The organism is Candidatus Bathyarchaeota archaeon (genome assembly GCA_026014685.1).
Classification (GTDB): domain Archaea; phylum Thermoproteota; class Bathyarchaeia; order Bathyarchaeales; family Bathycorpusculaceae; genus Bathycorpusculum.
Genome location: JAOZHW010000001.1, coordinates 148786 through 162671, shown reverse-complemented (window position 1 = coordinate 162671; position 13886 = coordinate 148786). Strand labels below are relative to the sequence as shown.

General features: G+C 47.6%; 13 protein-coding genes and 1 tRNA gene. 4 read left to right on the top strand and 10 right to left on the bottom strand.

All coding sequences use genetic code 11. From position 1 onward, the window contains the following. Positions 1-69: 69 nt before the first annotated feature. Both fhcD and NWE96_00890 read right to left on the bottom strand, forming a co-directional pair. On the bottom strand, positions 70-1023 hold the full coding sequence (gene fhcD, locus NWE96_00895) for a formylmethanofuran--tetrahydromethanopterin N-formyltransferase (GenBank protein ID MCW3982533.1): 954 nt from the start codon (positions 1021-1023) through the stop codon (positions 70-72). Between the two features lie 187 nt (positions 1024-1210). After that, complete coding sequence (locus tag NWE96_00890) at positions 1211-1639, bottom strand: 4Fe-4S binding protein (protein MCW3982532.1); 429 nt, start codon at positions 1637-1639, stop codon at positions 1211-1213. 119 nt (positions 1640-1758) lie between these two features. Between NWE96_00890 and NWE96_00885 the strand changes: the two genes are divergently transcribed. Beyond that, the gene (locus tag NWE96_00885; GenBank protein MCW3982531.1) at positions 1759-2283 is read left to right on the top strand and encodes a DUF2096 family protein; all 525 of its coding nucleotides are present in this window, start codon (positions 1759-1761) and stop codon (positions 2281-2283) included. Here the strand turns inward: NWE96_00885 and NWE96_00880 are convergent. Then, positions 2280-2438, bottom strand: coding sequence for a hypothetical protein (locus tag NWE96_00880; protein MCW3982530.1), 159 nt, complete (start codon positions 2436-2438; stop codon positions 2280-2282). The two genes, NWE96_00885 and NWE96_00880, sit on opposite strands and share 4 nt — an antisense overlap. A 94-nt stretch (positions 2439-2532) precedes the next feature. Between NWE96_00880 and NWE96_00875 the strand changes: the two genes are divergently transcribed. Then, the gene (locus NWE96_00875; GenBank protein MCW3982529.1) at positions 2533-3756 is read left to right on the top strand and encodes a molybdopterin-binding protein; all 1224 of its coding nucleotides are present in this window, start codon (positions 2533-2535) and stop codon (positions 3754-3756) included. On the opposite strand, the gene NWE96_00870 is transcribed toward NWE96_00875, so the two are convergent. From NWE96_00870 to NWE96_00845, 6 genes are all read right to left on the bottom strand, one after another. Then, positions 3753-4100, bottom strand: coding sequence for a hypothetical protein (locus tag NWE96_00870; protein ID MCW3982528.1), 348 nt, complete (start codon positions 4098-4100; stop codon positions 3753-3755). The two genes, NWE96_00875 and NWE96_00870, sit on opposite strands and share 4 nt — an antisense overlap. Before the next feature lie 141 nt (positions 4101-4241). Next, positions 4242-5060, bottom strand: a complete 819-nt coding sequence (purQ, locus tag NWE96_00865; GenBank protein ID MCW3982527.1) for a phosphoribosylformylglycinamidine synthase subunit PurQ — start codon at positions 5058-5060, stop codon at positions 4242-4244. Next, entirely contained in the window at positions 5057-7441 is a 2385-nt protein-coding gene (gene purL, locus NWE96_00860; protein ID MCW3982526.1) for a phosphoribosylformylglycinamidine synthase subunit PurL, read from the bottom strand. The genes purQ and purL overlap by 4 nt, the downstream gene beginning before the upstream one ends. Next, positions 7438-7689: a phosphoribosylformylglycinamidine synthase subunit PurS gene (gene purS, locus NWE96_00855; protein ID MCW3982525.1), complete on the bottom strand. Its 252-nt coding sequence runs from the start codon at positions 7687-7689 to the stop codon at positions 7438-7440. Before purS ends, purL begins: the two co-directional genes overlap by 4 nt. 58 nt (positions 7690-7747) lie before the next feature. After that, positions 7748-8830: a phosphoribosylformylglycinamidine cyclo-ligase gene (gene purM, locus NWE96_00850; protein ID MCW3982524.1), complete on the bottom strand. Its 1083-nt coding sequence runs from the start codon at positions 8828-8830 to the stop codon at positions 7748-7750. Between the two features lie 55 nt (positions 8831-8885). Then, a complete protein-coding gene (locus NWE96_00845) occupies positions 8886-9257 on the bottom strand; it encodes a response regulator (GenBank protein MCW3982523.1) in 372 nt (123 codons plus the stop codon). A 148-nt stretch (positions 9258-9405) separates the two neighbouring features. Here NWE96_00845 and NWE96_00840 point away from each other — a divergent pair. Then, positions 9406-9481 (top strand) — tRNA-Gly (locus NWE96_00840). A 217-nt stretch (positions 9482-9698) separates the two neighbouring features. After that, positions 9699-12773 carry a PAS domain S-box protein gene (locus tag NWE96_00835; GenBank protein ID MCW3982522.1) on the top strand — a complete coding sequence of 1025 codons (3075 nt, stop codon included), beginning with the start codon at positions 9699-9701 and terminating at the stop codon, positions 12771-12773. Here NWE96_00835 and NWE96_00830 read toward each other — a convergent pair. Then, on the bottom strand, positions 12770-13780 hold the full coding sequence (locus tag NWE96_00830) for a zinc dependent phospholipase C family protein (GenBank protein ID MCW3982521.1): 1011 nt from the start codon (positions 13778-13780) through the stop codon (positions 12770-12772). The genes NWE96_00835 and NWE96_00830 overlap by 4 nt on opposite strands. Positions 13781-13886: the final 106 nt, after the last annotated feature.

Sequence of the window (13886 nt, the reverse complement as noted above, 5' to 3'; positions counted from 1 at the left end):
CACTAAACCAATTATCTGATACTTTTGTTATGTGGGGGAAAATAAAAGTTCCGACTAAAAAACATCGGGTCAAGCTTTAGCTGCTTTCGGCGCCGCGGCAGGTGCTGGTTCTGGGATTCCGATGGCCTCTTTTAGGTAAGCCTTGAACGGACCAAGCTTGCCACCGTAGTTCCCTGCAGAAATCTTCATCACACCTGGACAAGCAATAGCCGCTTGTACACCAACTGCCATGGCCTTCTTAACGGCATCCAACGTTAAACCGTTGATGACTATTTCTAGGACGCTTTCGCAACCCTCTGGAACCACAGTGTCGGGAACTATGGAGCGCAGAGTTGGGCAATAGGTGTGGTTGGTTGAGGCTTTAAGCTTGTATTTTAGTGAACCTGCTTTGCTTCCAGAGCGGCATAATCCGCCAGGGAACGGCATGATTACGTCGGGAACTTGAGCGCGGATGGCGTCGGCTGCTGCTTCTGAAGCTGCAAGGCATTCCGCGGCTGTTTTAGCGAAGATCATAAAGTTGCCACCTGCAACTGCCTCCATGGCTCCAAAACCGTCTTCAACTATAAAGTTGCCTTCCATTACGGGGATTTTCCAGCATTTGCGTCCCCCAACCATGGTTTTCTTTTGGAAGCCATCGCCAAAATAACGCAGACTGCTACCGATAAGCAACACACGTTTGCCTGTGAGTCCGTTGAAAGCCGCGGTGGTTGGGCAGGTCATGGTGCATTGTCCGATGCGTCCCATGAGTTGATGTTTAAGTTCAAAGCGGTCTTTGTTATAAATCTGAATAAGTATACCTGGTCTTTTGTCAGGTGTCTCGCTTGCGGGAACCATGCGTTCTATGGCTGCTTCCGCTGATGCAGCGATGACGCTGGTTGCAAATCCAGTGGTAACAGACGCTGCGATCTGCGCCCATTTCTCGTTAGCAGCTGTTATGAGGACTCTGCCAGCCCAAAGCGGAAACATTTCTGCAAAGGTATCGTGTACCTTCACGACGCCGTTGGCTGTTTTGACAAGATACATCTTTTCGCTTTCGTCGAAACCTTGGATTTCAAACGGCTTATTATTCGCTGACATTGACAAGACCTTGCATCTTCTTGGGGTCTTGTATAATTTAAGAGTTTTCATGCTTTTATTGATTTCAACTTGGCTGATTAGGCTAAACAAACGTCCAGTTGATTAAATGTAAAAGCGCGGTTAAGCTGCAAATCTATGGCTTACAGGATGCTTTGGGTTTGATAACTAAACTGGATTTATCAGTGGTTGCCAACTCGTAGACGCATGAAGTGCTAACCGCTTTCTTTGGACAAGTTTCGGCGCATTGATAACAAAACACACATTTAGACAGGTTGATCTGTGGGCGACGTTTCCCCTCAACAGCAACCATTTCAAGAGCTTTGGCAGGACAATCCCTTGCGCATAACCCGCAGCCGATGCAAGCGTTAAAATCAAAGCAGGGTTCGCCACGGTATTTTTCAGGCAGCTTGGGCTTCTCTTGGGGGTACCTCTCTGTGGCAGGCTTAGAAAAGGTTTGTTTTATGGCTCTTTTGAATACGGCAGGTACATGAAGCTTCTTGACCAACACAGTCACCCAAACATCGACAACAATGAACAGCGGAAGAATTTTTATGTTACTCACACTGAATCCATTTTTATCGGTGTTTATTTCGCTTTAGAGAACCTAATCCCCCTTTAAAAGCGGTTTCACAATTAATCCTTAAATTCGCAGACCGCCTAAACTATACAGAGGAACCTACAATGGGTAGTAACTTGGCGTCATGGAAACTGCTTGAAGACATGATGCTGGAGCTGAAAAAATCAGGCATAGACATCCCCACAAAAGTGGTTGAAGACCTGCGAACAGCCAAATCCCTAATAGAGTTAGCCTGCACCGAGGGCAGCCACGGAGACTCATTGCACAAAGCCGAAGAATACCTCGCCAACGTCGAAGCCTACATAGTTAACGAAGGGGAAAAAGTGTTTGGCACAGAAAAAGTTGATGATTGGTTAAGGAAGCTTGAGGCAGTCAATGCATCCTGTTGTCCTAAACCCAGTAAAGTGAAGGCTGAGGAGAAGTTTGTGACGGGTGTGCCCAGAGACCAAAAGTGGGTGCGTGTGGAACCGATGGGCGAGTGGTCGAAGGAGAAAATTCATCAAATCGCCAAAGCTCAGAACCTGCAAATCATGCCACAGAAGGATGGCAAACTGGTGGTTCACGGGCAGGCAGAGGACCTCAAAACTTTCGTCAAGAAAATGGCGGCTGAAAAAACCAAACCAGCTTAATCACTGTTGGGCTTTGGAATCTGCAGTTTCTTGAAGCAGTAGTTTGCTATGCTGACTTTGTAGTCTGGGCTAAAATTGAGAAGGGATTCACTATAGTTGGGGCTGTGCATGTATTGTATGCTTCTGTGTGTATTTATGAAGTCAACGTCATCCAACTCTGGTCTTGATTTGGATTTTTCTGTTTAAAAACAATGGGGAATTCTCGATACGTTTTTACGTCTAGAGCAGTGTCTGCTACAGTGAGTCGCCATGACAAAACTGTTAACCTACGAGGAAGCCAAACACACCATCGAAATCAACTTTAAACCTGCCTTTTTAGGTGAAGAGGAAGCGGTGCTCTTAGAAGCCAACAACCGAGTGCTAAGCGAAAACATAGTTTCACCGCTTGACCTGCCAAGTTTCAACACCTCAGCAGTTAACGGGTACGCTCTAAACTCCCAAGAATCCACAGAGGCAAACGAAGAAGCCCCAACTGTCCTGAAAGTTGCAGGTGCCATCGCCGTTGGCGAGCAACCCAAAGTCGCTTTAACTAAAGGCGAAGCGGTTGAAGTTTCTGTTGGCGCAGTTCTCCCAATGGGCGCAGATGCAGTTGTCGCGGCGCAGGATGTTGAACGCGAAGATGATGTGTTGCACCTTTTTAGTCCTGTTTGTGCTTGGGAGAATGTTCGCAAGCAGGGTTCAGACATCCAGAAAGGCGCTTTGGTACTAAAAAAAGGGCAAGTTTTAGGCGCCGCAGAAATAGGGGTTTTGGCTGCGTTAGGCTTCAAACAGGTTAAAGTTCTAAAATATCCAATGGTTGCAGTCCTCTCAATCGGGGACGAAGTCAACGAACTCAGCAAACCCCTCCAAACTGGAAAACGCTTTGACGTCAACGCATACAGCATATGTACGGCTGTTATGGAGTGCGGCGCGAAAGCCATCTACTTCGGAGCGTTTCCCAACAACAAAGCTGCTATTGAGCGGGCTCTGCGGGCAGCCTCTGCGTCGTCTGATATGGTTGTAGCCACTTCAACCGTGGACGCATCAGAAATTGTTGATTTGCTGGGCAAACCTGGAGTCGTAGTCAACGGAGTTGCAGTTAAACCAGGCAAAACTACGGTGATTGGTTTTGTTGGCGAGAAGCCTGTTTTTCTGTTTCCCAGTAATCCATCAGCGGCACTTATAATGTTTCAACTGTTTACCCGCTCGATTCTGCAACGTTTATGCGGCAGACCCGTTTCGGATTTGAAGACTGTTAGGGCGTTTGCGGGTTCAAAGTTGTTTAGCGCTAAAGGCAGCCGAACCTTCTCATTGGTCAAGTTGGCGTTTGATGAACAATGCCGGTTAATTGCCGATCCAGTTGAGACATGCGGCGAGGTTTCAGCTTTGGTGGAAGCCGACGGGTTTGTGGAAATCGCAGAGAACGAACATTTTTTGGATGTAGACCAAGAAGTGTTGGTTCGTCTTTTGAGGGGCACAGCTGGAAAGGCTTAGAATTTCCGTTTAATCAGCAAAGAAGCTGTCGTAACCCAAGTTAGCGACGCAAAAGTCACCATCGCCAAAGCAACTAGAAGGTTACTGAAGCCTATGGCGTAAAGCGTGTAGAGGGCAAAACCAGAATTTGTAACAAACACGACGAAAACCAACCAGTTTCCCCAGAACCGACGCATAAACTGGCTGTAGGCGGTGATTAGGCTTAAAACTCCGAGGAAAGCAAGATGAGGTGGAAAGCCACTCAGCGGCAGAAAAACCAAAAGCAGCAAACCTGTGAAGGCGTAGAAGCCGATGGCGCCGAGTTGTGCACTGCTGAAGGTTTTTAGTTTCGCTGATAGAGACATGCATCTAAGCCTCAACATATGCAGTATGGGCTCAATTAATAAGTTTAGTGCATTCGATGGATAAATTAAAACTCGCTATTTTTTCTATATACACAAACGGAGAAGATGAAACAAAAGAAACCGGCGGCAACAACTAAAAGCTTAGCAGGTTTTAGTTAATTTGTCTATGATGCTTTGAAAGATTAGTTTTCCGTCGCCGTACTGCAGGTTGCTCTGTTGGCTTGTCCAGTCAGGTTGCTGCCACCAATACATCGCCCTCTCAGGATGCGGCATCAAGCCAAAGATGTTGCCTTCGCTGTTGCAGATGCCTGCGATGTCGTGGAAGCTGCCGTTGGGGTTAGCGGGGTATTTGCCGTCTGCGGCTTCGCCGTCTTTGGTGCAGTAACGCAACACCAGCATATCCTCGTCGATAAGCCTCTGGAGAAGCGCGTCTTCTTTTTCTTTGGGAAATAGCCATCTGCCTTCGCCGTGGGCGATTGGGAGCCGTATGATTTTGCCTTGGGGTATAGCGGATGTGAAGGCGCAACTGCCGCGGTTCTCATGTTTTAGGTAGACCCATTTGCATTTGAATCCTGCAGGTTCATTCGTTGTTAGGGTGGCTTCGGGGTATGAGCTTATGCCTTCAAACCCAGGCAGTAAACCGTATTCAACCATGATTTGGAAACCGTTGCATATGCCCAGGATCGGTCTGCCTTCTGCGACGAACATCTCGATTTCTTTGCCCAAATGCGCTGAGAGATGCCTTGCAAATATGACGCCGCTGCGTACGTAGTCGCCAAACGAGAAGCCCCCTGGAAAGACGAGCACGTCGTAGTCGAGTAGGTTGTGGCGTTTGATTAGTTCGCTGACTTGGAGGGTTTCTGCTTGGGCGCCGAGTTCTTGGAATGCGCGCTGGGTTTCTGCGTCGCAGTTGGTTCCGCCGACGCGTAAGACGCAGACTTTGATGTCTTCGGTTTTCATTGAGATGCCTCCTGTGGGTTGAGGGTTTTCTTCCAGCTGTACCGCAACTTGTCCAATGTGGCTTCGATGACGGTTGTGCCGCTTAAGCCTTTAATCACTAATTTCGGTTGCTTGGTGACTTTGCCGATTTGGGCGCTGTATTTGCCCATTAGTTTCTCGAAGAGTTCTTGGTCTTCTGGTGCGATTTCGATTAGGAAGCGACTGTTAGACTCCGAGAACAACACAAAATCGTCGCGTTCCACGTCTTTGCATGGCACCTTCTTTAGGTCGATTTCTAAGCCTAATCCACTTGCAAACGCCATCTCTGCCGCGGCCACCGCTAAACCGCCCTCCGAGAGGTCGTGGCAGGATTTGACGATGCCTTCGCCCATGGCTTTGGTGAGGTTGTAGTAGGTTTTTCTGGCTTTGGAGGCGTGAAGTTTGGGGACAGATTTGCCGAGGTAGCCTTTGAGTTTGTAGTATTCGCTGCCGCCGAGTTCGGGGTATGTGTCGCCGACTATGTAGAGCAAGTTGCCCGCAGCTTTGAGGTCTGCTGAGATGGTTTTGTTTATGTCGGGGACGACGCCGACGGCTGTGATGAGTAGGGTGGGGGTAACGGGTCCCAGTGGGGATTCGTTGTAGAGGCTGTCCTTGCCTGAAATGAACGGTGTGCGGAAGTTGGTGGCGACGTCATAGCAGGCTTCGCAGGCTCTTACTAGCGCGCCGAGGCGTTCTGGCTTCTCAGGGTTGCCCCAGACAAAATTGTCTAACAGAGCTATTCTTCTGCCGCCGACCGCGATGTTGTTTCGGATTGCTTCATCTATCGCGGATGCCGCCATCCAGTATGGGTCGATTTTGCCGTAGTTGGGGTTCATGCCGCAGCTAATCGCTAAACCCTTTATTGAGTTATCAATGGGTTTAAGCACTGCTGCATCGTTTGGACCAGCGTAGTCACCTTGTAGGGGCTTTAGCACTGTGTTGCCTTTGACTTCGTGGTCGTAGGTTCGGATGATTGCTTCTTTGCTGGCGATGTTTGGTGCCGCAAGTAGCTGCATGAGGGTTTCCGTTAGGTTTTTTGGCTCGGAAAATTCAGGTTCAGTGAGTTTAGGCGGTTCGATGGATGCGGTTTTGGTTATCGTGCAAGGGCTAAACATGAACTCCATGTCTATGTTAGCAACCAATTCTTCTTTGTAGCTGAGTTGCAGACGCCTCTCGGGTATGAGTTTGCCGATTGCTGTGGCTATGACGTCTTCTTTCTCGAAAACCTCCATCGCCTTCTCCAAGTTCTCGGGTGGAATAACTAGCAGCATGCGTTCTTGTGATTCGGAGAGGTAAATTTCCCAAGGCGCCAGTCCCTGATACTTCAGCGGTACTTTGGCGAGGTCGACTGAGACGCCGCAGCCAAACCGTTCTGCTGTTTCGCCGACTGCTGAAGATAAGCCTCCTCCGCCGATGTCGGTAATCGCCGCACCTAACTGTAAGTCGCGTATTCCTATGACGGCGCGTTTGACTTTTTCTTCTTCTATTGGGTCGGCGATTTGAACGGCTGGGCGGCTGATTTCTTCGGATTTTTCGGTTAGTTCGGCTGAGGCGAAGGTGACGCCGTGGATGCCGTCGCGGCCTGTTTTGCCGCCTATTAAAACTATATAGTCGCCGACTTTAGCGTTTTTAATGTACTTGTTTAATGGGAGTAGCCCGATGCAGCCGCAGTAGACGACGACGTTGCCTGTGTAGCTGTCGTCGAAGTATATGGCGCCGTTGACGGTTGGGATACCCATGTTGTTTCCGTAGGCGCTGATTCCTGCAGTGACGCCCATGTAAACGTATTTTGGGTGCTTTACACCTGCAGGAAGTTTGGCGTAATCGTAATCTAGTGGACCAAAACCCAACACGTCGGTGCACGCGATAGGGTCAGCCCAGACGCCTAAAATATCTCGGATAACGCCGCCAGTTCCTGTGGCTGCGCCGCCGAACGGCTCCACCGCAGAAGGATGATTGTGTGTTTCTACCTTTGCCGCGATGCCATAGCCTTTTTCGAATTTGACTATGCCCGCGTTGTCTTCAAAAACGCTGAAGCACCATGGGGCGTTTATTTCTTTGGTGGCTTTGGCGAGGTAGGTTTTGAAGAGGCTGCTGATGGTTTTGTTGCCGATTTTTATTTTGCCTTTGAAGGTTTTGTGGCAGCAGTGTTCGCTCCAGGTTTGGCTTATGGTTTGGAGTTCAACGTCGGTGGGGTTGCGTTTTTCTTTTTTAAAGTAAGCTTGAATTAAGTCAAGTTCTTCGGCGCTAAAGCCCAATGCAAGTTCACTGTTGATTTCTGATAGCTGTGTTTTGGTTGCTTTAGCTATGGCGAACTCGAGAACTGGACTGTTTTTTCTTTGGATAACTAGTTTGCTGCTCATTTCTGTTCGACGACGCTGATTGTATAGTTGTCTTTTGTGGGGTTAGCTAAGAGGCGTTTGCTCATTTCTTCTGCTTTTGCTTTTGCCTCGGCAGAGGATTTTGCTTCTAAGAAGACGGTGTAGACTTTGCTGACGTCTACTGCTTGGACTTTGTAGCCGAGTTCGATTAGGAGTCGCGCGGTGGTTTCGCCTTCCGGGTTGCTGTGTCCGGGTTTGAGGCTGACTTCTATTTTGGCAGCGTATTTCATGAGTCAGTAAATTATGCTGTGAGGATTTAAACGCTTTCGTCACAAACAATGCAAAACTTTACGTCAAAATTAGACGTTTCTCGCCGTGTTTTATCTCGACGACGCGTTCTTTGTCTGTGACTTTGCCGATGCGTTGCGGTTTTACGCTGTCCTGTTCAAGAGTGTTCATGGCTTTGTCGATGTCGGTTTTGTCCACGATGATGCCAAAACCCCAACCCATGTTAAAAGTCTTAAACATCTCTTCGTCGGTGATTGTGTAGCCTAACTCTGCTGCGGTCTTTTGAATTAACCCAAAAATCGGGTGCGGATTGAAATTGTCAAAACGGAAGCCGATTCCAGGCGAGTAGTTTGCGAGGTTGTTGAATTTGGTGTAGGAGTCGCCGGTTATGTGAACTGCGCCTTTGATTTTTACTTCGCGGGCTAGTTTGAGGAGGGGTTGGACGTAAATTTTTGTGGGTTCCAAAACTTCCAACGCCACTTCACGTTCCAAACCTTGGGGGATGTCGGTGGCTTCGTATTTGCCTCCCCACTGTTTGAATAGGATTTTGCGTACCAACGTGATGCCGTTGCTGTGGACGCCGCTGCTGGGTAAGCCGATGATGGGGTCTCCGGGTTTGATGCCTTCGCCCGTGATTACGTTTTGCTTTTCAACTTTGCCAACACATGAAACCACCATGTCAAACCCTGAATTGGGCTTGATGCCTCTTATGATTTCTGCAACGTCACCTGTTTCGCCGTTTACAACTGGGCACAGGGATTCCTCTGCGCCTGCTATGATGCCTTTTAACCATGCGTTGACGAGTTTGGGTTCGCTGGCGACTGCGTGAATGTTGTCTGCAAGTGCAAGCGGTTTAGCGCCCGATCGAATTACGTCATTGACAACCATAGCCACTGCGTCCACGCCGATGGTGTCGTGTTTGTCGGCGAGTTCAGCGATTAGGACTTTGGTGCCGACGCCTTCGATTTCAAGATCAAGAAAAGTGTTGTCGTCTATGGGGAAGAGGTTGCCGTAGGGTAGCCGCATGATGCCGCCGAATCCTATGTGTTTGTAGGTTTCTTTGAGGGATGCGAGTGCTTTTTTGGATTCGTGGCGCTGTGCTCGGTTGACGCCTGCATCAGTGTACGTGTAATTTTTGGGCATCTCTGTTGGCTCCTTGCACGCTAAAGTTGTGGTTGCTGTCTGATAACGATTTTGTTTAGACTCCTAAGGTTGCTTGTTTTTGGGCGATTTTTTGTTCGATTAATCTAATGAGGTCCTCGGGGTTTACTGGTTTTAGGAGGTATTCGTCTGCCTTTATGTCTTCTTTGGATTCTATGTGATTACCCGTTATAACAATTATAACCATGTTGCGATGTGCCCTCTGCATTTGATCAAGAAGCTCTAACCCGTTCAGGTCAGGAAGGCAAATGTCAACTAAGGCAGCATCGTATTTTTTGGCGGTTACTTTTTGCAGTGCTTCTTTTCCGTTTGAAGCTACATCAGCGGTGTAACCGTTCCTCTGGAGTATACGGGCGAACGCTTTTCTTATGCCTGAATCGTCGTCAACGATGAGTACTGTTTTTCGCAATCCCTTCCCCTCCAGAGTACCGTACTTTAACTATACACAAGGCACTCAGTAAAAACGGCGAGATATAAACTATATCATCAAAGCAGAACTGCTTAGGAACCAATATATTACCCAACACCAACAACAAAATATCGCCAACTGTGACGTTGCGGTTGTAGTCTAGCTCGGTAGGACTCCAGCTTCCCAAGCTGGCCACCCGGGTTCAAATCCCGGCAACCGCACCACAAATTCTACGATTTCCAATAGTATGCATTGGTAATGCACAGATGTATGTTTTAGTAATGCACACCTGAAAAAATTTAAACCATACAATGGCTACTGTGAACGCTAAATCCGTAAGGTTTTTTATACATTAAACAAACGTAATCTTGCCAGAGGGACAGCGGGGTAATGGGCGATTCGAATCAGTTAGGGAACAGTGCTGTTATCAGAGTTCTACATGTGGATGATGATTCGTCGTTTTTAGACCTTTCCAAACTGATGCTGCTTGACATAAACGATCATTTACTCATAGAACCCGCCTCAAGCGTGGACCAAGCCATCTCATTGCTTGCAAAACAAAATTTTGATGTTATAGTTTCTGACTATGAGATGCCCATCAAAAACGGGTTAGATTTCCTTAAAATTTTGCGGCAAGATCAAAAAAACAGTATCCCCTTCATACTTTTCACAGGTAAAGGCAGAGAGGAAGTGGCTATTCAAGCGCTCAACTTGGGCGCAGATGGCTACATCAACAAGCAAGGCAACCCTGAAACCGTCTTTGGCGAACTTGCCCACGGAATACGTTTGTCACATGCACGGAGAACCGCTCAAATTAGGACAAAAGAGGAAGAATTACTCCGCAACATCCTCTTAGACAATTTTCCTTGCACTGCTTTAATTTTAGAAAAGAACACACGAAAAATAGTTTTCTCAAACAAAATCGCCCAAGACCAAGGCGCCCTTCCCGGCCGCACCTGCTATAACACTTGTGCCCAACGAGATACGCCTTGTCCGTTTTGCTTGGCGCCAAAGGTTTGGGAAACTAATACGCCTCAGATGCTTGAAGTGGAATATGACGGCAAATTTTACCGTGGCGTTTGGGTGCCCTACAGTGAAACCCTCTATGCGCATTATATTTTTGATATAACTGAGCTTAAAAAAACGCAGGACCTGCTTAAAGATAGTTTAAACACGTATCAGAGCCTCATTAACGGTATGACTGAGACAGCTTGGGTTCTTGATTTTCAGGGGAACGTTTTGGAAGTTAATGATGCTGCTGTTGAAGTTTTGGGGTACTCAAAAGACGAGTTGCTCAAGATAGGCATTGGCGGTATAGATAAAAGATTAACCAAAAAACAGGTGGCTGACTTAATTCATAGTTTGCCTGCTAAGAAGCGGCGTGTTTTCGAAACCGTACACACCTCCAAATCTGGAGTTGAAATTCCTGTTGAAATAAGCTCCAGCCTCATTACGTATAACGGTAAAGAGGCAATCTTGAGTATAGCCCGCAATGTCTCCGAACGCAAGAAAACCGAAGAGTTAATGCGCTCCAAAGAGCAACAGTGGGCAACCACAGTAAAAAGCATAGGCGACGCTGTCATCACCACCGACGCCAAAGGCAGAATCGAGTTCATGAATAAGGTGGCTGAAGAACTCACTGGCTGGTCAAACAAGGCTGCTTTAGGTAAACCTTTGGCTGAAGTGTTTAGGATACTCAACGAAGAGAGCCGTCTGCCAGTCGAAGACCCTGTTGCTAAAGTAATTAAAACAGGGCACATCGTCGGTTTAGCTAACCACACTCTTCTGGTAAGGAAAGATGGCAGTGAAATCCCCATAGATGACAGCGGAGCACCCATCTTCGACGACAAACGCCGCATAATGGGTGTGGTGCTGATTTTCCGTGACATAACTGAGCGGAGAGCTTTAGAAAAAGAGTTAGCGCTCAGTCAAAAGAAGTACAAATCTCTGTTTTCGGAGATGTCCGAGGGTGTTTGCCTCCATGAAGTAATGTACGATGACAAAGGAGACGCGGTTGATTACAAAATTTTAGACGTAAACACTGCGTATGAAAAAATCACAGGCTTAAAGCGTAATCAAGCCGTTGGACAGAGAGCTTCCATCCTCTACGGCACAAACCCCGCCCCATACCTAGACATTTACGCTAAAGTCGCTAAATCAGGCGAAAGCTACGCGTTTGAAACCTATTTCCCGCCGATGCAGAAATATTTCTTAATTTCGGTTTTCTCCCCCCAAAAAGACCAATTTGCCACAGTATTCATCGACATAACGGAAAGCAAAAAAGAACACGAAGAACTCCAAAAAACAGCCACTGAACGGGAACTACTTCTAGAAGGCGCGCGTTCTTTGTTGAGGAATCAAAGCTTTGAAGCGGCCGCACGAAAACTTTTTGACACCTGCAAAAAACTCACAGGCGCCACCGCGGGTTATGTGGCTCTTTTGTCGGATGATGGCTCTGAAAACAAAGTTCTCTTCCTCGACGCAGGAGGTTTAAAGTGCACTGTAGACGAAAGCCTCCCCATGCCAATCCGTGGTCTAAGGGAAACAGCTTACCGCACAGGCAAAGCAGTTTATGAAAATAACTTTTCGGCAAGTGACTGGACAAAATATCTCCCCGATGGGCATGTGCATCTGTCTAATGTTATGTTTGCGCCTCTGATAATCAAAGGCGTAGCAGTGGGCTTAATTGGTTTGGCAAATAAGCCGACGGATTTCACTGATCGCGACGCCAAGATGGCGGCTTCCTTTGGAGATTACGCTGCCATTGCCCTTAACAATAGTTGGAGCCTAAAAACTCTCCAAGAACGAGAGCAAGAAGTCTCAAAAACCTTGGCTCAACTGAACGCAGCTAACACCAAGTTGAGGGCTTTAAACGAAAAACTACAGGTCGTCGGCAGTTTAACGCGGCATGATGTAAAGAACAAGCTTGCAGTTGCGCAAGGTAACGCTTACCTGTTAAAGAAGCATCTGAAAGATAACACGGAATTAATCAAGTATGTGGAAGCAATAGAGTCAGCTATTCAGCAATCCGATAAACTCTTTGAGTTCAGTCGCTTATACGAAAAAATAGGGGTTGAAGAACAAACCCCCATTAACGCAGCTGACAGCTTCAACAAAGCGGTGGCGTTGTTCCCCAACCTTCCTTTAAGAGTAATTAACCACTGCGCAGGATTAACGGTAACTGCAGATACGATGCTAAGTCAACTCTTCTATAACCTCATCGACAACACACTCAAACACGGCAAAAACGCTACCCAAATAAAACTCTACAACATCTCCAATGGTTCACAAATAAAACTCATCTACGAAGACAACGGAGTAGGGATAGCTCCAGAAAACAAAGCGAAAATTTTCTCAGGCAGCTTCACCACGGGCGGTTCAGGGTTAGGCTTGAAGTTGGTTAAGAAGATGATTGAAGCTTACGGCTGGTCTATCCAAGAAACAGGCATACCAGGGCAGGGCACAAGATTCGAAATAACACTCCCCAAACAAGTCCCTACCACATTTAGCCACTAATTTTTTGTTTTCTTTTTATGAACCACCGCTAACACCAAAATAGCCGCCAACGCCACCATCAGGCTTTGCGTAACTGGGAACTCTGGTGTTATGGGTGTTTCTTGCGGGGAAGGCGAGACAGGTTGGACTGTAGCGGTAGGTGTAGTTGTCGTCGTGGGCGTGGGTGCCTGTGTTGCAGTAGCTGTCGGAGTTGGAGTTGGGGTTGGAGTAGCAGTCGGGGAAGTTGATGGGTTTGCTTCAAGGTAGAGTGTATGCAAAACATCTGCCACTGCATTCACCGCCAAATTCAACGACTCACCACATCTACCACTAAACGTCGTGTTGCTCCAATCGTAGTGAGTATCCATCCAGACACAGCCCAAATTGTTTGAGCCGCCAAAAACCGTGTTATAAGCCAAATTAACCGTTGCATCATACGCGGACAGAACAGTCAGGCTGCCGTCGTAGTGCAAATAGGTGTTAAAGGTGTCTTGGTAGCTGTCGGTTCGGGTGTTGACGTAGGTTTCGTAGTCGCTGTGATGCGTTTCGGTACCCCAAGCCGTCGAGGAACCCATAACGTGACCGAAGACAGCTAAATCAGCGATGTAGTGGGTCATGGCTCCAGCTGATTTGGCGGCGTTGGCTGGGTCGTTGGTTTTTAGGTAGTTTAGGGCTTGGTTGTACATTGCAGTTGCTCTCTGCGCGGAGGCGTCGTCTGTTAATGTGCCTGTCGCTGAGTAGTAGACGTGGTGTTTGGTGGTGTCGCCGATCCCGCCTTGGCTAGCGGGCAGGTCAGGTAGTTCTGTGCCGAAAAGGTAAGTGTTGAGGTTGCTGGTTAGGTACTGTTTCTCCGCTGCGGGCAAAAAGTCCAGTGCGTGTTGAGCTATCCAGTCGTGGGTGCCATAGTCGGGTTGGGTGGGGTCTGCGGAGTAGCCGCCGTTGCTCCAGCCCAAAACGGGTTCTGCACCCATCAGTAATGAGAATGTGCATAGAAGTAGCAGGATTCGTTTAGTTAGTTTCCGATTCAACGCTTAATGCTTCCTCAACGTTTTTTGTTTAGCGCTTACCCCTTAAAAGGGTTATTAAAAATTACTTATTACAAAAATTAATAAACCTAAACTGTCTAAATGCCTG